Consider the following 19,524-nt stretch of genomic DNA (forward strand, 5'->3'; position numbering starts at 1 on the left):
GCTCTCTCCTTTGATTTCTCTAACTCCGGTAGTCGGCGTTGATCTTTACATAATCATAGGTCAGGTCGCAGCCCCAGGCGGCGGCGGAGAAGTCGCCATCGTGCAGTTGGACTGTGACGACCACTTCTTTTTGCTTCAGCGCTTCCGTCGCTTCCGCTTCGGAGAAGTTCAGGGCCATGCCCTGCTTCGCCGTCTGTACGGAACCGAGGTAGACGTCCACTTTGTTCGGGTCGAAATTGGCCCCCGAATAGCCGATGGCGCACATGACCCGGCCCCAGTTGGCATCGTTGCCGAAGACGGCCGACTTAAAGAGGCTCGATTTGACGACAGCCATAGCCGCTTTTTTCGCATCCGCTTCGGTGGCGGCACCTTCGACGCGCACTTCGATGAGCTTCGTCGCCCCTTCGCCGTCCCGGGCGATGGCTTTCGCCAGCTCGATGGAGAGAGCCGTTAAGGCGGCCGTGAAGGCTTCATAGTCGGCGCCTTCGCTGTCGATGGACGGTGCGCCGGCGCAGCCGTTGGCCAGGATGAGGGCCATGTCGTTGGTGGAGGTGTCGCCGTCGACAGAGATCATGTTATAAGAAACCTGGACCGAGCGGGTCAAGGCTTTTTGCAGCAGTTCCGGAGCGATGGCGGCGTCGGTCGTGTAGAAGGCCAGCATGGTGGCCATGTTGGGATGGATCATGCCGGAGCCTTTGGCCATGCCGCCGATGGTGACGGTTTTGCCGCCGATGACCACTTCCACCTTCCCTGTCTTCGGAACGAGGTCTGTCGTCATGATGGCCCGGGAGGCCACTTCGCCGCCGTCCGGCGACAGGGCGCAGCCGAGGCTGTCGATGCCGGCCAGAATCTTTTCCATAGGCATGGGCTGGCCGATGACACCGGTCGAGGCGACGGCGACGGCTTGAGCATCGATGCCGAGGACTTCGGCCGTCTTGACGGTCATCTGGCGGGCGTCGACGAGGCCCCGCTCGCCGTTACAGGCGTTGGCGTTGCCAGCGTTGACGACGACCGCTTTTAATGGGCCGGCGGCGATATGTTCTTTCGTCACTTGCAGCGGCGCCGCCTGGACTTTGTTCGTCGTATAGACGGCCGCGGCGGCGGCAGGCACTTCGCTGACGATGAGGGCCATATCGAGGATGCCGGGCTTTTTGATGCCGGCGGCGATGCCGGCCCCTTGAAATCCCGCAGGGGATGTGACGTTGCCTTGCACTACAGGCGGAAGTTGCATCGGGGTTCGCTCCTATCTATCGGTTCAATGAAGTTGGTTGCATGGCTGAATGGGTAACGGAGTGACTCGGTTTCTTGTTTTCTGACTGCCTTTTCGGGAAGGGAAGTTCCCTGTCGCGGAACTTCCCGCCTTAGGGGAACATCCCGGGAGCTTCAATGGCCGTCTTTTCAGGCAGTCCGAAGAGGATGTTCATATTCTGAATGGCCTGGCCGGAGGCGCCTTTAACCAGGTTGTCGATGGCGGTGGAGACGATGATGCGGCCCGTGCGCTCTTCGACGGTGACGCCGATAAAGGCGTGGTTCGAGCCGTAGCTCCATTTGGTGTGGGGCCAGACGCCTTCCTTCATCACGTGGACGAAGAATTCGCCGGCGTAAAATTCCTGGTACATTTGCCGCAGTTCGTCGGTGGTGATCTTGACCCCTGCTTGGATATCGGCATAGACCGTGGCCAAGATGCCCCGGGTCATGGGGGTCAGGTGCGGTGTGAAGGAGATAGCCATTTGGTCGGCCTGCAGGCCGGCCCGCTCAGCGATCTCTTGCTCGATCTCGGGGATGTGGCGGTGTTTGCCCACGTTGTAGGCGTTGATATTTTCATTCGCTTCAGCGTAAAGGGAAGGCGTGTTCAATTTCCGTCCCGCCCCCGATACGCCCGATTTGGCGTCGATGATGAGGCGGCGTTCGTTGATGATGCCTTTGCCAAGGATCGGCGCTACACTCAGGACGGACGCCGTCGGGTAACACCCGGGGTTGGCGACGACGCGGGCTTTCGCCACGGCTTCCCGTTTCAGCTCCGGTAAGCCGTAGACGGCTTCGACCAACAGTTCCGGTGCGTCATGGTGCGTGCTGTACCACTTTTCATAGACATCGGCCCGGCGGAAGCGGAAGTCGGCACCTAAATCGATCACCTTTTTGCCTTGGCGCAGGCTTTCGACGACCCAGGGAACAGACAAGCCGTGCGGGACGGCTAAAAAGAGCACATCGGCGTCAGCGACGATTTCCTCGATATGTTGAGGGCTGCAATGTAAATCGACCTGATCGGCAAAGTGATGAAAGACGCTTTCATAGGGTTGACCGGCATATTGCTGGGAGGTCAAGCCGACAAGCTTTACTTCCGGATGCCGGGAGAGCAGGCGGACCAGTTCGGCCCCTGTATACCCGGTCGCGCCAACGATGGCTGCACGTATCATATCTGCTAGACCTCCTCATACTTCTGTATAACGATAGAATAATTATACGTTATACTGTATATTCATTCAATCATTTTTTAGTTCCATTCCGCTTTTTCCTAAAGCCCCTGTTCTCCTTCGAAAAGGGCTTCTCTTTCGGCTGGCTCCGCCTTTTCCTCCTGGCTTCCGACGAGTTCGGCCGTGACGATACCGGCCAGCACGAGGAAGCAGCCGATGCCGCCGCGAATCGTCAGCATTTCACCAGCCAAGATGATGGCAAAGATGAGTGAAAAGACGGGCTCGGTGGCAAAAATCAGGGCTGTTCGCGTCGCCGTCGTGTACTTTTGCAGATGCATCTGCGCTAAGAAGGCCAGCGACGTAGCCGGGATGGCCGTCAGCGCCAGGGCCAGCCAGACATCATATTGGAAGTTTCCCGCCGCCAGGGGTGGCTCCCAGACGGAGGAAAAGACAGAACAGGCGATGGCGACGACGACGAGCTGGCTTACAGTGAGCAAGATCGGATCATGGCGGCGGGTCACTTGGCCTGCCAGGTAAATATGTAGTCCAAAACAGACGGAACAGCCCAGGACGAGCAAGTCGCCGGGGTTGATCTGCAGGGTATCGGTGAGGGTGAGAAAACCGAGTCCGGCGATGGATAGGGCCACCCCGGCGAGCACCCCGCTCCGCGGTCTTTCTTTTAAGATCACCCAGGTGATGAGCGGGACCATGACCACAGACAAGCCGGTGATAAAACCGGCGTTAGAAGAGGTCGTGTACTGTAAGCCGATCGTCTGCAGGGCATAGCCGCCAAAGAGGCAACCGCCTAAGAGAAATCCGTCCCGGCCGGTAGCCCGGGTCATCCGGGACCACCGGCCAGCCGTAAAGACTGCGAGAAAGAGGGCGGCGATGAAAAAGCGAATGGCTAAAAAAGCGTAGGGCGGGATGACGGCGATAGCATTTTTCACAGCCACGAAAGTTCCGCCCCAGATCGCCGCCACGGAGAGTAATACAACGTCAGCGGCAAGGGGAGAGATTCGCCAAGATTTCTGGTGCATTTAGATTTTCTGTCCTTTCAACGGGTCCTGGTTCAGTTACTGGTTCGATTCATGATTTACTGTTCTATTTCGAGTTCGTGTTTACATTTGCTTGGTTCGAGTTCATGGCTGCTGTCCGTCCTGGTATCTATGGATTAGTCAGCCCTAGATAATATTCCTAGTCTACGGTAAAGGGCAATTGAAGTTCAAGGGAAAAGCTCAAGTGTATGCTCTTTAGATATTGCCCAAGTAGACATGGTCCAGCCGTTCCCGTGCCAGCTCCCCGGCCCGCAGCATCGTCTCGCGCGGTGTCGGCTGTTCCTTGAATTTGTACTGTGGGAAATAGCGGCTCAGGTGAATCGGTGTGTCCCTACCCAGTTCCCGGGCAACCCAGTCGAAGAGTTCCACCAGTTCTTCTTCCCGGTCGTTGTGTCCGGGTACGACGAGGGTCGTCACTTCCAGGTGGCAAGCTGACTTGTATAGCTTGGCCGCCGTCAGCACTGGTTCTAGGCGGCCTTTGCACACGCCATGGTAGTAGTCCTCGGTGAAGCCTTTAATATCCAAGTTGACAGCATCGATATAGGGAAGCATGTCCTTGATCGGTTCGGCCTCCAGGTAACCGTTCGTCACGAGGACGTTCTTCATCCCCGCCTCGTGAATGAGGGGAGCCGTATCGATGATGTATTCATACCATACACTCGGTTCCGAATAGGTGTAGGCGATACCGATATTCCCGTAGACTTTCGTCTCCTCGGCGAGCCGAAGGGCTTCCTCCGGTGGAATTAGCCGAAACTCGGCGTCATCGCGGTGGGCGATATGATAGTTCTGGCAGAATCCGCAGTCGAAGTTACAGCCGAGGCTGCCGAAAGAGAGGATCTGGCTGCCTGGATGAAAACGCCGGAGCGGTTTTTTCTCGATCGGATCGATACTGAGGCCGGTCACTTTGCCGTAGTTCAGGCTGAAGAGGGTCCCCTTCTCGTTCATCCGTACCCGGCAGACGCCCACCTTCCCTTCCGGGATATGGCAGTGCCAGGGACAGAGACGACAGTGCACCTTCGGCGGATCGGGGTCATAGAACAGGGCTTCCCGTAAGGGACCCGCTTCCTCCATGACCAAACTCATTCCCCCTTTGGACGTATTTCGACAGTTCTGTGTCGACGGCATTCGACACCTCTATCCTATTGATACCTTTTCCATCTAAAATATGCAACCTTTTTGGCAAAAAAAGAACCCGGTTTTGACCGGGCACTATGGAATGTCTGTTGAACTTATGAGCAAGGGCCTTAGTGATGGCGAATCACTTCAAAGCGAGACAGTTTAATCGGAGCACCCTCGGCGATACCGGCCTTCTGCCGGGCGATGTCCACCTGCTCTTCCACCGTGTCGACGCCATCGAGCATAGGGAGTAGCAATCCTTGGCGTCCCTGGAACCGGACGATGACCCCATAGCGCTGCGGATCGAGGGCATCCATGCTGTCGATCGGTTCTTCCGGCGAGAGCACATCGACCGAGTAGACCAGATCGTCGAGCTCTTCCGCCTCGACCGGGAAGAAACGGGGATCGTTGGCACCGGCGCTGATGGCGTTGTGGCGGATCTCTTCGCCTACATTATCCTGCGTCGGAGCGATCGTACCGATGCAGCCCCGCAGTTGGCCTTTTTTCTTGATGGAGACAAAGGCGCCGGCCGGGGCCGATGCGCTCAGTTCAGCCGGGATGGGCGGCAGCTCTTCCTCTCGGACGTAGGCTTCTAAAGTCTGCCGAGCGAACCGGACATAGATCGATTCGTTCTGACGGACTTGTTCGAGCTGACTCTGCAACTGGCGGCGGTATTTGGTCAACCGGTCTTCCGACGGGGGCTGTTTCTCCCCCTCGCCGGTGATGGAGGCGACCATGTACCCGACACCGAAGGGGCCTTCATAGCTGTATACACGGCTTTTTACACCAGCGTTGTCAAAGGCACCGGCGAGCATGAGCAGCGGCCGAAAGCCGCATTCTCCTGCCGTTTCACAGAGGTTCTCATCCATGTTCAACATGGCTTCGATATCCCACTGGGCAAAGGCCTGCTCCACAGCCGCGTCAAATTCCCGTCCTAAAGGATTGTATCCTGCCGGCGCATCGGGGCTCAGCCGGTGAGACAAATCTCCCGACGCCACCAGCGCGACAGCCTGTTCCACTTTCGCCATGGCATCGCGAAGAGCCATGCCAAAGGCGTAGAGCTGTTCGCGAGGGAGGAGACCCATGGCGATGGGCAGCACTTTTCCTTGAAAGCCAGCTTCGCTGAGAAAGTACAGCGGTACCATGGTGCCGTGATCGAGGGTCAGGGGAATATCGAACTCTTTCGCCAGTTCCTTGTCGAGAACGCCGATGCTGATGTCCCGCCGCCGGGCCTCGTCGGCGATCGCCTGGACGAGGGACAGGTCGTTTTCCCTATCGATACGGACATCGGGTGCGCCGAAACTGCTCAAGCTTCCCGAAATGCGCGGAAAAGCGGTGATCATGATGGCATCCTGAAAGACTGGTCCGTGCGGACTGATGATGACGATGGTATCGGGCTTATTGGCCAGGCACTCCTGGGCCCAGGCCCGCATCCCTTCTACGGTGTTCTTCGCTTTAGCCAGGTTGTTTTTGCCGACAGCCGGCACGATAATCGGGGGATGGGGAACGAATCCACCAAATACGACGCCCATAGACGACCTCCAACCATTCGAAACTATATTCCATCGAGTTCCTTTATATTTTCAGCCGTGATCATAGAGTTCGATGCACTTCGCTAACGGGAGTTATTTCCGCTTTCCCCTTGTCTCCATTTTAAAGGCAGCGAATGGTCCAAACAACTGGATTTAGTGCGGAAAACCAGGGGTACTGGGAAAAATACCACTACATACCGTTCAAGATGAATTACACTAAAAAAAATCGCTAGTTGCTTTCATTTATCTTATCACCTATCCCCGTGATTTAAGTACTACCTGGCAAATAAAGACCTTAACTATCCCTCATTTAAAGCAAAAATCTGGATGTAATGACCTGGTGAGCCCTTCGCGAGCGGAGTCATTACATCCAGATTTGAGACCAAGATACCTATCAAGTTATGCTACATCCTATTACGTCCTATATTTCTAGCCGCGGCTTAATCACTCGGCTCCATCACCCGGCTCCGTCAGGAGGTACTACTGCAGACTACTGCGGACTCTCCGACTCGATCTTATAGATCTTCCACTCCCCTCCCTGCATCCGAAGAGAGTATAGGAGGGTGCCGTCGACAAGGTTCTTTTTCTCCACGTTCGGGGCCGTCACTGTGATTTCATAGGTGAAGGTATAGCGCACTTGAGCCGTTCGCTGTCGTTTTTGTAACGCAAGGGCCTTCTGTGTTTTCGGAACGATGTTCAATCGGGCGCCGCTCGCTCCATAGGCCGCCAGATCGTCGGCTTGGCTGATGGTCATCGCCCGGGCTTGACCGATCGTGTACTGCAACGATTTCGTCATGCTGTAGTCTTGATGGTTCATCTCGTCGATCCCGGCCCCTTCCGAGGCGATCACTTGGCCGGTCAACTGTTGATCATCGGGCTGCTTTTCGGGAACCTGCATGGCATCTAAGGCGCGCAGCATGACGACAGCCGCTTCCGCCCGGTTTGCCTGTTTATCCGGATAAAAACGCCCGTCGGCATATCCACCGACGATGCCGGACTGAAGGGCCAGTCGTACCGGTTCGGTCATCCATCCGTCAGGCACATCAGGGAAAGTGGAGCCCGCCTGTAGTGGAGACAAATCCTGCCGGGCCGCTCGAACGACCATGGCTACCATTTCGGCCCGGCTGACACCCTTAGTAGGGCGAAAGGTGCCATCGGGATATCCTCCGGCAATCCCCGCCTTTTGCGCCGCCTCTAGTTCCGGCAAGAACCAGTCTCCCTTTTTCACGTCGGGAAAGGTCACTTCCTCTGTCCCCGCTGGGATGTCAAACGCACGGACCACCAGTGCCAGGAATTCGGCGCGGCTGATGGTCGCATTTGGCCGGTAGGTGCCGTCGGGATTTCCCCGGACGATAGCCATATCGACACACTCCTGAATGGACGGTTCGGCCCAGTGACCTTGGATGTCGGTCATCGGTACATACGGTGTCTCTGCGGCCATGACTTGTCCGGCAAAGAGGAAGAAAGAAATCAAACACAAGGCAGGCAGGAACCTCAGCCATAGAGGGCTCTTTTTCTTTCGGAGTCCAGTTGGGACTTTCCTCTTTGTGAAGTTAGCTTGAGGTTCCCAGTCTTTCCGTGGGGCGTTATTTTTATGCGGGTCATTATTTATACGTGAATGACTATTTTTACGTGAGTCGTTATCTTTACTCGGAAAATTCTCTTCCTGTGGAAACTGATTATGTCGAAAAGAACTATATTCCTCTATAGTCAATGACGGCTGTGAAAGACGTCCTTGCAAAGGGTTGCTGCGAAAAAAGCTGCGTTTTAGTGGCATGTCGATAGGACACTCCCCCGCGTTTTCTTTCTATCGTACCAGAAAGTGCAAAAGAGCGTCTATCGACAATATTTTACTCGACCCTCTGCGGAGCATCCGCCTTCTCCTCTGTCGTTTCAGCAGGGTTCATGCCGGGAACTTTTCCATTTTGTTGCGGCGCTGCTTCCGGCTTTGTTTTCCCCTTGTCACCGGGTGCCGGTTCTCCGGCCATGTAACGGACGAGCCCGACGTAGATCCCATCGGCCACTTTCTCCTGATAGTCTTCCGTCTTCAGCAGCGCTTCTTCGGCGGCGTTAGAGAGAAATCCGACTTCCACCATCACTGCCGGACAGGCTGTCGTGCGCATGACAAAATAATCTTCCGCCTTCGCCTGCCGCCCGTCTCGATTCCCAAGCCGCGTGTCCAACTCATGCTGAATATGGAGGGCCATCCGCTTTCCTTCCTCAGAACTGTACTGGTAAAAGGTTTGATGCCCTACTGACGGTGCGTAGGGGAAACTGTTGGCGTGAATCGATACGTAAGCCTGGGCCTTCGCCTCTTTCGCCAGTTCAACCCGTTTCGACAGTTCCGCTCGCTGGCTCCATTCGCCTTCATAGATGTTTTGGTCTGTCTCCCGGGTGAGCACCACTTTGGCACCCACTCTTCGCAGGCGTTCCGTCACTTTTTTGGCGATCTGCAGGTTGATCTCTTTCTCTAGGGTCCCCCGGACACCGACAGCGCCGCCGTCTTCTCCGCCATGGCCCGGATCGATGGCGATCACTTTTTCATGCATCGTCGATGCGGCCATGGATAAGACAGCTCTTTCCTCCAAAAGGTCTTGTACACCGGTGTAGATCAATCCCAACGTGGCCAGGACGAACATACTCATCCAGATCCGATGCTGTTTGCCGAAGACAAAAACAAATGAACGCAAACCCTATCCCCCCTCCTGCCAAATCCTATGCAGGAAGGGTGAAAAAAAGAGGCTGCTGACGTCGATATGTCAGCAGCCTCTTTTCACTTTTTGCTTGAAGCGTTCTAGGGGCAGTGGGCTTACATGCCCATGTCCATGCCGCCCATGCCAGGCATTCCGCCGGGCATTCCGGGAGCTTCTTTTTTCTCGGGCTTGTCGGCCACGATCGCTTCGGTCGTCAACAGCATCGCTGCGATGGAAGCCGCGTTTTGCAGCGCCGAACGAGTCACTTTCGCAGGGTCGACGATACCGGCAGCTATCATGTCTTCGTAGACTTCGGTGGCAGCGTTGAAGCCTTGGCCTTTCGGCAGGTTCTTCACTTTTTCTACGACGACAGAGCCTTCGTAGCCGGCGTTGTTGGCGATTTGACGTAGCGGCTCTTCCAGGGACCGTTTGATGATAGCCACACCGGTGGCTTCGTCACCAGCAGGAACTTCCACTTCGTCGAGGGCTTTCTGAATGCTGACGAGAGCGGTGCCGCCGCCAGGAACGATACCTTCTTCCACAGCAGCGCGGGTAGCGTTCAGAGCGTCTTCGATGCGCAGTTTCTTCTCTTTGAGTTCGGTTTCGGTGGCAGCACCGACTTGAATAACGGCTACACCGCCAGCCAGTTTGGCCAGGCGCTCTTGCAGTTTTTCTTTGTCGAACTCAGAGGTGGATTCTTCGTATTGACGACGGATTTGAGCGATCCGTGCTTTGATGTCATCTTGGGAACCAGCACCGTCGACGATGATGGTTTCTTCTTTGCTGATGCGGACTTGACGGGCACGGCCCAGCATATCCATGGTGGCGTTTTCGAGCTTGAGGCCCACTTCTTCGGAGACGACACGGCCGCCGGTGAGGATGGCGATGTCTTCCAGCATGGCTTTGCGACGGTCGCCGAAGCCAGGAGCTTTTACGCCGACGCAAGTGAAGGTGCCGCGCAGCTTGTTGACAACGAGGGTCGCCAGAGCTTCGCCTTCGATGTCTTCGGAGATGATCATCAGCTGCTTGCCGCTTTGCACGATGCGCTCGAGGACAGGCAGGATGTCTTTGATGGCGGAGATTTTCTTATCGGTGATCAAGATGTAAGGATCGTTGAGGACGGCTTCCATCTTGTCAGGGTCGGTGATCATGTAGGGGGAGATGTAACCACGGTCGAAGTTCATACCTTCGACAACTTCCAGGTCGGTGGAGAAGCCTTTGGACTCTTCGACGGTGATGACGCCGTCTTTGCCGACTTTCTCCATTGCTTCGGCAATCAGGCTGCCGATGGTGGCATCAGCGGCAGAGATGGAAGCGACTTGAGCGATCGCTTCTTTGCTTTCGACAGGCTTGGAGAGGTTTTTGATTTCCTCAACGCAAGTGGCGACAGCTTTTTCGATACCGCGCTTGATCACCATGGGGTTGGCGCCGGCAGCGACGTTTTTCATGCCTTCGCGGATGATCGCTTGAGCCAGGATGGTGGCGGTGGTGGTACCGTCGCCAGCGACATCGTTGGTCTTGGTCGCGACTTCTTTGACGAGTTGGGCGCCCATGTTTTCAATGGGGTTTTCCAGCTCGATTTCTTTGGCGATGGTGACACCGTCGTTGGTGATCAGGGGAGAACCGAATTTCTTTTCCAGAACAACGTTACGGCCTTTGGGGCCTAAGGTCACACGAACGGCTTCCGCCAGGGTGTTAACGCCTTTTTCCAGGGCACGGCGGGCTTCTTCGTTAAACACGGTCATTTTAGCCATAAGGTATGGAATACCTCCTTACATCTTCCTAAGGTCAACTTCCTAAGGTTCCTTCCCTCTCGAAACCGTTATGTTTGAAGCCGAAAGGATTCACATCACAGTCCGGGAAGGATTGATATATAAGTAGGGATGCTATCTAGGGATAAATCTTGCCGACGGGTTCGGCTTAGAGTTTCGCCAGGATGTCCCGTTCGTTCAGGATCAGGTATTCGCTTCCATCCAGTTTGATCTCGGTGCCGGAGTATTTGCTGTAGATGATTTTGTCACCGACAGCGACTTCCATGGCAGCGCGCTCGCCGTTGTCGAGCAGGCGGCCAATGCCGACAGCAACGACTTCACCTTGTTGGGGTTTTTCTTTGGCGGTATCCGGTACGATGATACCGCTAGCGGTTTTGGCTTCCGCTTCGATGGGCTTCACGACGATCCGATCAGCTAGAGGTTTGATGTTCATACGAAACGGTACCCTCCTTAAAGTATTTTGTTTTTTACTTATATTCGCTTGGATGTTTGTTAGCACTCACTATGATTGAGTGCTAACACCCAAGTAATATAATAGGGAGCGGCCCAATAGGATGCAACCGCCTTCTCGGTCGTTCTCGGCCGATTATCTCCCGAAAATAAATATTTCCCGTATTTCTTGCCAATATACACCTTTAAACATTTTTTTTGGGCGCAATTCCATCCTTGTCACCCGAGAAATTTGAAATTGCCTCCGTCGATGAGTATACGAATTCAAGAACTGCTTTTTACTATCCAGGAACTGTTTTTAACTTGCTCTTCTATTTCTGAAGGATTCGACGTACAAGGGAAGAAATTAGAAGATAAAGTACAGAGGATCCTTTGACCAATCGGAGGGAACGGGATGGAGACAGAACTTTTTCCACAGTTTGATTCGGTAAAAAACTGCCAGCCTTACTGCAACGTGTTCTTTGATCTCGTCGACTCGGCACTGCTGAAAAAACAGCTAGGGGCGATGGAAGGTGTGTCAGTCGCCTTACGTCACAATGAACTCTGTGCACGTGTCGTTCAGAAATACGGCGGCCAGGTGGTAAAGCATATCGGCGATGCCATCTACGCGGTCTTTCCCAACCCGCTTCCTGGAGCCTTAGCTGCGTTGGAAGTCAAGCACATGATCCACAAACAAAAATTGTCCTACCGGACAAAAATCGGCATCTGTTTTGGCCTCGTCATTCCGGTCTGGACGCCGGCGGCAGACTATTTAGGTGCGTCGGTGGACTTGGCGGCACGGCTTTGCGGTTATGCCGGCCCCTCCCAGATCGTGCTGGATGAAGCCACCTTTTCGATCCTAAAACCCCTGTTTAAAAGCTTTGATAATATCATCTACCAGTTTCTCGGACTCCGAGAACTAAAAGGCTTTTCGACGATGGCTCTTTACGAGCTTTCTCTCAGCGCTCTCGGTTTCGCTGACGAGTTGCCTTCTGAATCGCCGCAGAAATCGCCGTCCCCTTCGCTCCCTTCGATCTCTCCCATCGCCCTGTCACCGTTGGTCAAGACTTATCTCGAACCGATGCAGTCGTCAGATGAACTCTTTGAGCGCTTTCTCCGCCGTATCGCCTTAAAGTCCGAAGAAGTAGAGAAAAACTACGCCACGCTGCAGAACGTCTCCAATGCGTTGCAAGATACCTATGATTTCCCCTTTAAACGGGTTACCTTTAGCGGTTCTTTCGCCCGTGGGACCATGATCCGCCCACAAAAGGCCATCGATATTCTGCTCTTCATCCCAGGAGAAGAGCCCAAAGTCCCTCCGGTGACCGATTTGCTGTTAAAGGTGCAAAACGCGCTGGCGGAAACGGGCTTTAAGGAACTGCAGATGCACCGTTTGTACCTCTCCATCGGTGCGGAAGAAGAGTACCGGATCCACCCTGTGTTGATATCGACAGTCGACGATCGCGACAGCTATTACGTTCCCATTGGACCGGATATGTGGGTGCCGCGAGATCCGACCGCCCCCGATAAGTGGATGGAAGGGGCGTTGCAGCGGAACGGCAGCAGCTTTTTGGCCCTGATCCGGCTCTTAAAGTCTTGGCAGCGAACGAACTGCCGGATCCTTCACGCCCCCCACCTGGAAATGCTGACCGATCTGCTGCTGCGAAAAGTCCAGTTGGAGCCGACCCCGGAAGGGGTGTATACCTGGTTTCGGTATGTCCATCAGATCTTCAGTCAGCATAAAAAACCTTTTATTCCCGATCCGGGCGATCCCGTCTCCTACTTAGACGGCTACCTCTGGACGAATCCGACCTCCTTCAATCAGTTCGGACGGTTGCTCACATCATCGCTGCAAACAGCCACCGAGGCGGTGACGCTAGCCCAGCAAAGCCAGCCCTTTCAGGCTAAAGCTAAATGGCGGGCTCTGCTCGGTACGAGTTTTGGCAACTAGTTTTCTTCTGTCTATCTATCCTGAAAGCGTCATTTTATTGCCCTGTGCCGTTTTAGCGGCATGGGAGTCCGTATCGGTGAAAATCCTAATCTCATTCCCGGTAAAAGCCCCAGTCTTCTCGCTCGGCCCGCCGACAGTTCAAGACAGTGCTCGCAACCATCCCGTGGGAGGCCCCATTTACCCGGTTCCACGGGGGTGTCCATGTCGAGAATGTAGCCTTCCGAGCTAAGATAGATGACATCGATGGGAAAGGCCATACCAACGGTGTGGATCTGACTGCAGGGGGTAAGCAACAGTCCCCGTTCCGGAGGAAGAACAGAATCTCCCAACAGCCCCTTTTGCCGCTCCCCTAATGAAGTGGCGTGAGTGACCCACAGATCGAGTTCTCCGTAGCCGTTGTTCCCGAGTAGGACGGCGGCACGGTAGGTTAGTCCCATAAGGATTCCCCCCAATTTATTAGTGAAGGTTGTTTTGAGGACCATAGCAATGTTAAGAACACATGCGTAACTGCATCCAATCTACGTTTTCAATCGCTCAATTGTATAAGAAAAAAGCATGCCCCTCGGCATGCTTTTTTCTTATGCTTAGACCCTGTATTTTGCTGCTGCAGACTGCAAATCGGTAGCCAACTGGGCCATCGACTGAATCGCGCTGGCCGTCTCCTGGGCACCGGCCGAGGACTGCTCGGCGATGGCGGCCACATTTTGGACAGCCCGGGAGGCCTGGTCTGTCGTCGCCGCTTGTTCTTCGGAGGCGGCAGCGATTTCGCCGACTTCCACGGCCGTCCGTTTGACCTGATCCTCAATTCGCTGGAACGCCTCTCCGGCGGCACCGGTCAATTCCCGGCCGCTGTTGGCCGCATCGACGGCTTTCGTGGTGACAGCCTGGATCGTCTTGATCAACGCGGCAATCTCTTTGGTCGCCGTGCCGGATCGTTCGGCCAATTTGCGCACTTCATCGGCGACGACGGCGAACCCTTTGCCGGCGTCACCGGCCCGGGCCGCTTCGATCGCTGCGTTGAGGGCTAAGAGATTCGTCTGGGCGGCGATATCATCGATCATCTCAACGATTTCGCCGATCTTTTCGGAGTTTTGACCGAGCAGCAAGACGTTATCAGAGATCTGATCCATTCCTTTTACGGTCTGTTCGATGATCTTACCACCGTCTAAGGTGGCCTGGGCAGCTCCTTCCGACGACTGGGCCGCTTTTTGCGCCGAATTAGCCACCTGTGTGGCCGCTCCAGACATGTCGTTCATCATGGCGGTCAGAGACTGGGCTTCCTGGGCTTGGGCCTGAGCGCCGCTGGCCACTTCCTGAGACGATGCGGAGATCTGCTGGCTGGAAGCGGCGACCGTTTCGGCACCCTGTTGTACATGGCGGACGAAAGCCCGCAGGTTTTCAGCCATCTGTTGGATCGACCGGGACAGGGAGGAGATCTCGTCGGAACCGTCTCGTTTTGCTACCTCGTTCGTCAGATCGCCTTTGGCAATTTGACTGGCCACATGCTCCAATTCACCGAGGGGACGCGATAAGCTGCGAGACAGAAGGACTCCGATTCCCAGGGAGAGGGCGAAGGCGGCCAGAATGACTACAATCGTTGTCGTTCGTGCCGACGCATATTGTTCTTCCGTTGCTTTTTTTGTCTTGTCAGCGAGTTTTATTTGAAAGTCGACGAGTTGTTCCACTTTTTCATCTAAGGCGAGTGCTTTCATTCGTCCTTCGTTACGGGCTAAGGAGAGCGCCTGAGCGTTAGCTTCAGATGTACCGACAAAACTGATCTGAAATATGCGTTCTGTAACTTCTATGTAGGACGCCCAAGTGCTGTTCACCTCATTGAGCATCCGCTTTTCGTCATCAGTCAAATCGGTCTTACCGTAAGCAGCCAGGTTAGTTTCCACGTTTTTGGAGTACTGTTTCGAGCGGGCATACCAATCGTCCATGTCCCGCTTGTCAGTGGAGATGATGTGGTTGTAGACGGATACACGGAACTGCTGGATGCTGGATTTCGCTTCCCCTAAATATCGAACCGGCAACAGGGAGTTGGCATACATATCATTGAGTTCATCGTTGATTTTCCCGAGATTTGAAAGTCCATAGGCGCCGACAGCCATCGTAATGAAACAGACAAAAACGATGACACTGAGAATCCGCGTTCCTACCTTCATGCGTGAAAGGGCGTTCATACGCTTACCCCCCCTGATGATTTGTTCCGGTACTATGCTTTTTCGACTAACCTCGCCGTTGCCTCTTCCTCCGAATCGACGAGGGGAAGCAATTTATCGAGTCGGGTGATCTCCAACACTTGGCGTACCGATTGGGAAAGGTTGCAGAGTACCATCTTCCCCCCTTTTTCTCGATAGCGCTTATAGATGTATATGAGATGACCAATCGCCTCACTGGTGATAAAGCTGACACCCAGATTGATCACCAATTGTGTATTTCCCACCGGAAGCTGAAAGAGCGCTTCTTTAATCCGGTGAGCATCACCGACACCGATACTGCCAAAAAACCGGATAACCTGCACAGAACCGCGTTCTTTGATCTCATACTCTAACATTCATCAATCACCCCGATCATTTCGTACGTCCTGACTATATTCAACTCGTACTGCTGATCTTTCAACGAAATAGGCTGCCGATATTCAAAATCAGACTCACCCGTCCATCTCCAAGAATCGTCGCTCCGGCGAACTTATCGAGATTGAGCCAAGGGGCATGAATGGCCTTGATGACGATTTCTTTTTTCCCTAGCAATGCGTCCACTTCTAGCCCGAGGCGCCGTTCCGCCAAGCCGACCATGACGACCGACCGGTATTTTCGCCGCATTTTCTCACTATCGCGCGGTATCTGCATAGCCGACTGGAGGCGAAGGAGCGGCACTACGCGGCCTCGAACCGTAAAGACCTCCTTACCGCCGATCGACTCCACTTCGCCTTCACGCAATTGAAAGCTTTCCAGCACATTGTCGAGAGGGATAATCATCGTCTCCCCTTCCACTTTCACCAGTAAGCCTTGGATGATGGCTAAGGTGATTGGAAGTTGCAGGGAGAAGGTCGTCCCTTGCCCTATTTCCGATTGGGTCTCAATGATGCCGTTCAGCCCCGATATGGCCCGCTTGACCACATCCATGCCGACACCGCGGCCCGATACATCGGTCACTTTTTCGGCCGTGCTAAAACCGGGTGCGAAGAGCAGATCGAAGATCTCTTGGCGGGAAAGCGATTGGTCCTCCCGGACCAGTCCCAGCTTGCGCGCTTTGGCCAGAACTTTTTGTTCATCAATCCCTTTGCCGTCGTCGGCGACTTGGATCACGATGCGGCTTCCTTCATGGGTGGCTCGCAGCCGGACGGTACCTTCCTCCGGCTTTCCGACCTGAATGCGCTCCTCCGGTGTTTCAATCCCATGATCGACAGCGTTGCGGATGAGGTGCATCAGGGGATCACCGATCAGGTCGAGGACCGACTTGTCCATCTCCGTATCTTGACCTTCCATGACCAGGGTGATCTTTTTGTTCTCCTTTTTCGCCAGATCTCGAACGATGCGCGGATAGCGGCTGAAGACGCCGCCGATGGGCATCATGCGGGCTTTCATCAAGCCGTCCTGAAGCTGTGTCGTCACCCGGCTAAGTTGGTGCGTCTCTTCGGCCATTTCAATCGCAAAAGGCGTGTGCCCATGCTCCTCAACATAAGTCTCCTGCAGGCGAGAAAAGCGGGCCTGGCTGATGAGCAGTTCTCCGATGAGGTTCATCAGAAGGTCTAATCGCTTGGCCTCGATCTTTATGTACTCAGCGCCCTTCGCTTCGGCCGTCTCTGGGTGATGTGCCTGAACCGGAGTAGACTCCGGGCGATGGGCCTGCTGTCGTTCTGTCTGAGGCTGTCGTTCTTGGGCATGGTCCTGTTCTTGGGCGGGTTGCCCTTCTGAATGGGACTCTTCGGGAACTGACTGTGATACTGCTTTTTGAATGGTCACCGTTTGGATATCGGTGATGTTGAGGGCTCGTTCCAGTTCGTCCCGGCTGCCCCGCTGCCATTCGAAAAAGATGATGACCTCGCCGTAGGCGGCTTCATTCTGTTCAAGCTCTTGCCACGTCGGCACCGTTTCAAGAACTTCCCCAAATTCTTTGAGGTTGTTCGTAACGAGAAAAGCCCGCACTGATTTCATAAAGCAGTCCGGCGTAAAAACCGCTCGGATTTCTGTCACGTTTTGTGAAAGCGAGCTTATCCGTTGACGAGCTTCCTTGATCCGCTCCGTCGTATCGGGAACGACCGGTTGTTCTGCGGGCTGCTTCATCGCTGTTTCCAGCGCTGCCGACAGCTCCGCCATTTTGGCCGGATCAATTCCGTCGGGCTCGAAGATGGATGTTTGAATGAAATCGAGGGCGCTAAAAATCGTATCGATGTCTTTTGCGCCGAGAACTCGCTCCCCTTCTCGGACTTTCCCCAGCAGATCCTCTACTTTGTGGGTGATCTCCGTGACGTTGTTCAAACCCACCATCGCGCTGGCACCTTTTAAGGTATGGGCGGCTCGAAACATCTCGTGGATCATTTCCTGGTTCGATGATCCCGATTCGATCGACAAGAGATCTCTCGATAGAATATCCAATTGTTCCTTAGCTTCGGTATAGAACAAGTCCATGTACTCGTTCATAAAGTTATCGCCGCTCAACAGATCCTCCCCCCCAACAACGGTCAACTTATCCGGCTTTTGGATAGACCATGGCCTGTAGATTGAGAAGCACAGTCAAGCGCTGATCCGTTTTTATGACCCTATTGATAAATCCATCATCGGTTTCACAGAGCATATCGGGAGTGTCTGTCAACATATCCTCCTGGACCGTCATCACAGAGGAGACCGAATCAACCATCATGCCGACGACTACCCCCTCGATCTCGACGACGATGATCCGGTTGTTTTTCGCCTCTCCTTCCGGCGTGATATGGAGTCGAAGACGAAGGTCGATAACCGGTATGACATTGCCCCGCAAGTTTAGCAGGCCTAGCACATATGGGGGAGTATGTGGGATGAGCGTGATCGGCGTAGGGCGAATGATTTCGCGAACTCGTTCGATCGGTATGCCGTAGGATTCCCTACCGAGAGAAAAAGTGACGATTTGAAAGGGATCCAATGGGTTTCCTCCTTCCAACAGGCGTTTTTTATCCGACCAGTCGCTGGAGTACGGCTTTGACTCTTTCTTCTTCAAATGGTTTGATCACATAATCTTTCGCTCCAGCTCGGATCGCATCCATCACATAGGCCTCTTGCCCCATGGCCGTAACCATCACCACGGAAGCGGTCGAATCGGAGGTGCGTATGGTTTTTAATGCCGCGATACCATCCATGTCCGGCATAGTAATGTCCATTAGGACGAGGTCGGGGCGGAGGTTCAGATACTGCTCCACCGCATCCCGACCGTTGGCTGCCTCTCCAACGACCTGGTATCCTAATCCTTCTACAATCCTTTTTAGCTTCATTCGCATGAATAAGGCATCATCGGCAATGAGCACACGCTTAGCCAAAGTGTACTCCCCCTATGTCAAAGATATCGTTAATTCCAAGAAACAACAAGATCTAACTGTTCAGCTTTTTTCTTGTACTTTTTTCTATCTACTCTTCTAAACCGAGGCGAACTTCAACTGTTCCAAAAGAGGTCGCAATTTCCGTCATAAGCACGTTGTCCGATCCGGCCATGATGGCCAGCTTGCTGCCCGTGATCAGCGTCGGCGGTGTAATGTCGGCGGTGAGTCCGGGCAGGTTGCAGACGGAGGAACCGGCACACATGTTACCCAATTCACAGACAGCGCTTTTCACCATCTCGTCGAGACCGGGAAGGGACATTCCTCCCATCATCTGACCGGCTAGGGCCAGCGCCGTCTCGGTATCCATGCTGTAGACGACAGATCCGCGCAGATCCCGCGCCAACCCGACGATGATCGCCAGGTCATAGCGGCTAAAAAAGGAATCGGGCGGCGCTAAGGGAGCCTGATGGACCGCCTGCACGCCTAAACTCGCGAAGACATCGCTCGATGCTTTGGCAAACACTTGCAGGTGTTCTCGGATCATAGAGCGGCGCCTCCTTCCAGGCTCAGGTGTATGTAGATAAGGCCGCCTTCCCAGAAGACAGAGGCCGTCTCCAGATGGGCTCGTTCCCCGAATATCTCCAAGCCTTCGCCGACGAGAATGTTGGGCGGTGTGAGTCGGAGACCGGGACGACGAGGGCCGTTGTTGATCTGCGTGATCGCAGCACCGCAGAAGATATTGCTCAACTCCGATAGCGCATAAAAAATCATCTTGTCGAAGGGCCCTAGCTCCTCTTGGTTTAAGGCCTCCCCAATTTTTTGCGCTGTTTCAATATCCATCTCCATGACGACGCGACCCTTCTCTGCACCGGTGAAACCGAGCAGAGATACGACGGTGACCCCTTCGGTGATCGCCGGCAGTTGAGGCGCCTTTTCACTCCATTCACAGGTCAAACCGGCCATTTTATCCATCACGGTCACCAAGCTGTCCGCCAGATTGGCTAGGTATTCCCCTCCCATGATTCCGTTCCCCCTTGTGATATTGTT

At 54.3% G+C, this 19,524-nt stretch carries 18 protein-coding genes; 1 reads left to right on the top strand and 17 read right to left on the bottom strand.

Going from position 1 to position 19,524, the window contains the following annotated elements; all coding sequences use genetic code 11:
- Nucleotides 1-19 precede the first annotated feature (19 nt).
- From argJ to groES, 9 genes are all read right to left on the bottom strand, one after another.
- Nucleotides 20-1,231, bottom strand: a complete 1,212-nt coding sequence (argJ, locus tag GJ688_RS10510) for a bifunctional glutamate N-acetyltransferase/amino-acid acetyltransferase ArgJ (RefSeq protein ID WP_155476518.1) — start codon at nucleotides 1,229-1,231, stop codon at nucleotides 20-22.
- A gap of 130 nt (nucleotides 1,232-1,361) precedes the next feature.
- Nucleotides 1,362-2,417, bottom strand: a complete 1,056-nt coding sequence (gene argC, locus GJ688_RS10515) for an N-acetyl-gamma-glutamyl-phosphate reductase (RefSeq protein ID WP_155476519.1) — start codon at nucleotides 2,415-2,417, stop codon at nucleotides 1,362-1,364.
- Nucleotides 2,418-2,515: 98 nt separating this feature from the next.
- Nucleotides 2,516-3,451 carry a DMT family transporter gene (locus tag GJ688_RS10520; RefSeq protein WP_155476520.1) on the bottom strand — a complete coding sequence of 312 codons (936 nt, stop codon included), beginning with the start codon at nucleotides 3,449-3,451 and terminating at the stop codon, nucleotides 2,516-2,518.
- A gap of 213 nt (nucleotides 3,452-3,664) precedes the next feature.
- Nucleotides 3,665-4,552 carry an AmmeMemoRadiSam system radical SAM enzyme gene (amrS, locus tag GJ688_RS10525; RefSeq protein WP_207708799.1) on the bottom strand — a complete coding sequence of 296 codons (888 nt, stop codon included), beginning with the start codon at nucleotides 4,550-4,552 and terminating at the stop codon, nucleotides 3,665-3,667.
- Between the two features lie 161 nt (nucleotides 4,553-4,713).
- Nucleotides 4,714-6,117, bottom strand: a complete 1,404-nt coding sequence (gene amrA / locus GJ688_RS10530) for an AmmeMemoRadiSam system protein A (RefSeq protein ID WP_155476521.1) — start codon at nucleotides 6,115-6,117, stop codon at nucleotides 4,714-4,716.
- Between the two features lie 490 nt (nucleotides 6,118-6,607).
- Entirely contained in the window at nucleotides 6,608-7,597 is a 990-nt protein-coding gene (locus tag GJ688_RS10535) for an S-layer homology domain-containing protein (RefSeq protein WP_170291866.1), read from the bottom strand.
- A gap of 370 nt (nucleotides 7,598-7,967) precedes the next feature.
- On the bottom strand, nucleotides 7,968-8,807 hold the full coding sequence (locus GJ688_RS10540; protein WP_155476523.1) for an N-acetylmuramoyl-L-alanine amidase: 840 nt from the start codon (nucleotides 8,805-8,807) through the stop codon (nucleotides 7,968-7,970).
- 119 nt (nucleotides 8,808-8,926) lie between these two features.
- On the bottom strand, nucleotides 8,927-10,564 hold the full coding sequence (groL, locus tag GJ688_RS10545; protein ID WP_155476524.1) for a chaperonin GroEL: 1,638 nt from the start codon (nucleotides 10,562-10,564) through the stop codon (nucleotides 8,927-8,929).
- Nucleotides 10,565-10,730: 166 nt separating this feature from the next.
- Nucleotides 10,731-11,015, bottom strand: a complete 285-nt coding sequence (groES, locus tag GJ688_RS10550; RefSeq protein ID WP_155476525.1) for a co-chaperone GroES — start codon at nucleotides 11,013-11,015, stop codon at nucleotides 10,731-10,733.
- 411 nt (nucleotides 11,016-11,426) lie between these two features.
- On the opposite strand from groES, the gene GJ688_RS10555 reads away from it, so the two are divergent.
- Nucleotides 11,427-12,962, top strand: coding sequence for an adenylate/guanylate cyclase domain-containing protein (locus GJ688_RS10555; RefSeq protein WP_155476526.1), 1,536 nt, complete (start codon nucleotides 11,427-11,429; stop codon nucleotides 12,960-12,962).
- Between the two features lie 29 nt (nucleotides 12,963-12,991).
- Here the strand turns inward: GJ688_RS10555 and GJ688_RS10560 are convergent, their stop codons facing one another.
- From GJ688_RS10560 to GJ688_RS10595, 8 genes are all read right to left on the bottom strand, one after another.
- Nucleotides 12,992-13,399 (bottom strand): DUF192 domain-containing protein, encoded by a 408-nt coding sequence (locus GJ688_RS10560; protein WP_170291867.1) that lies wholly within the window; start codon nucleotides 13,397-13,399, stop codon nucleotides 12,992-12,994.
- Between the two features lie 147 nt (nucleotides 13,400-13,546).
- Nucleotides 13,547-15,145 carry a methyl-accepting chemotaxis protein gene (locus GJ688_RS10565; protein ID WP_155476528.1) on the bottom strand — a complete coding sequence of 533 codons (1,599 nt, stop codon included), beginning with the start codon at nucleotides 15,143-15,145 and terminating at the stop codon, nucleotides 13,547-13,549.
- A 32-nt stretch (nucleotides 15,146-15,177) separates the two neighbouring features.
- On the bottom strand, nucleotides 15,178-15,519 hold the full coding sequence (locus GJ688_RS10570; protein ID WP_155476529.1) for an STAS domain-containing protein: 342 nt from the start codon (nucleotides 15,517-15,519) through the stop codon (nucleotides 15,178-15,180).
- A gap of 61 nt (nucleotides 15,520-15,580) precedes the next feature.
- Complete coding sequence (locus GJ688_RS10575; protein ID WP_155476530.1) at nucleotides 15,581-17,626, bottom strand: chemotaxis protein CheA; 2,046 nt, start codon at nucleotides 17,624-17,626, stop codon at nucleotides 15,581-15,583.
- 28 nt (nucleotides 17,627-17,654) lie between these two features.
- Nucleotides 17,655-18,086, bottom strand: coding sequence for a chemotaxis protein CheW (locus tag GJ688_RS10580; RefSeq protein ID WP_170291868.1), 432 nt, complete (start codon nucleotides 18,084-18,086; stop codon nucleotides 17,655-17,657).
- A 28-nt stretch (nucleotides 18,087-18,114) separates the two neighbouring features.
- The gene (locus GJ688_RS10585) at nucleotides 18,115-18,477 is read right to left on the bottom strand and encodes a response regulator (RefSeq protein ID WP_155476532.1); all 363 of its coding nucleotides are present in this window, start codon (nucleotides 18,475-18,477) and stop codon (nucleotides 18,115-18,117) included.
- A gap of 88 nt (nucleotides 18,478-18,565) precedes the next feature.
- Nucleotides 18,566-19,021: a chemotaxis protein CheX gene (locus GJ688_RS10590; RefSeq protein WP_155476533.1), complete on the bottom strand. Its 456-nt coding sequence runs from the start codon at nucleotides 19,019-19,021 to the stop codon at nucleotides 18,566-18,568.
- Nucleotides 19,018-19,497, bottom strand: coding sequence for a chemotaxis protein CheX (locus GJ688_RS10595; RefSeq protein ID WP_155476534.1), 480 nt, complete (start codon nucleotides 19,495-19,497; stop codon nucleotides 19,018-19,020). Before GJ688_RS10595 ends, GJ688_RS10590 begins: the two co-directional genes overlap by 4 nt.
- Nucleotides 19,498-19,524 lie beyond the last annotated feature (27 nt).

It is taken from the genome of Heliobacterium mobile (assembly GCF_009720735.1).
Lineage (GTDB): Bacteria > Bacillota > Desulfitobacteriia > Heliobacteriales > Heliobacteriaceae > Heliobacterium > Heliobacterium mobile.

Bases quoted from the DNA above. Each gene is read 5' to 3' on its own strand.
- argJ (WP_155476518.1), bottom strand. From the start codon at position 1,231: ATGCAACTTCCGCCTGTAGTGCAAGGCAACGTCACATCCCCTGCGGGA.
- argC (WP_155476519.1), bottom strand. From the start codon at position 2,417: ATGATACGTGCAGCCATCGTTGGCGCGACCGGGTATACAGGGGCCGAA.
- GJ688_RS10520 (WP_155476520.1), bottom strand. From the start codon at position 3,451: ATGCACCAGAAATCTTGGCGAATCTCTCCCCTTGCCGCTGACGTTGTA.
- amrS (WP_207708799.1), bottom strand. From the start codon at position 4,552: ATGAGTTTGGTCATGGAGGAAGCGGGTCCCTTACGGGAAGCCCTGTTC.
- amrA (WP_155476521.1), bottom strand. From the start codon at position 6,117: ATGGGCGTCGTATTTGGTGGATTCGTTCCCCATCCCCCGATTATCGTG.
- groL (WP_155476524.1), bottom strand. From the start codon at position 10,564: ATGGCTAAAATGACCGTGTTTAACGAAGAAGCCCGCCGTGCCCTGGAA.
- groES (WP_155476525.1), bottom strand. From the start codon at position 11,015: ATGAACATCAAACCTCTAGCTGATCGGATCGTCGTGAAGCCCATCGAA.
- GJ688_RS10555 (WP_155476526.1), top strand. From the start codon at position 11,427: ATGGAGACAGAACTTTTTCCACAGTTTGATTCGGTAAAAAACTGCCAG.
- GJ688_RS10560 (WP_170291867.1), bottom strand. From the start codon at position 13,399: ATGGGACTAACCTACCGTGCCGCCGTCCTACTCGGGAACAACGGCTAC.
- GJ688_RS10565 (WP_155476528.1), bottom strand. From the start codon at position 15,145: ATGAACGCCCTTTCACGCATGAAGGTAGGAACGCGGATTCTCAGTGTC.
- GJ688_RS10570 (WP_155476529.1), bottom strand. From the start codon at position 15,519: ATGTTAGAGTATGAGATCAAAGAACGCGGTTCTGTGCAGGTTATCCGG.
- GJ688_RS10590 (WP_155476533.1), bottom strand. From the start codon at position 19,021: ATGATCCGAGAACACCTGCAAGTGTTTGCCAAAGCATCGAGCGATGTC.
- GJ688_RS10595 (WP_155476534.1), bottom strand. From the start codon at position 19,497: ATGGGAGGGGAATACCTAGCCAATCTGGCGGACAGCTTGGTGACCGTG.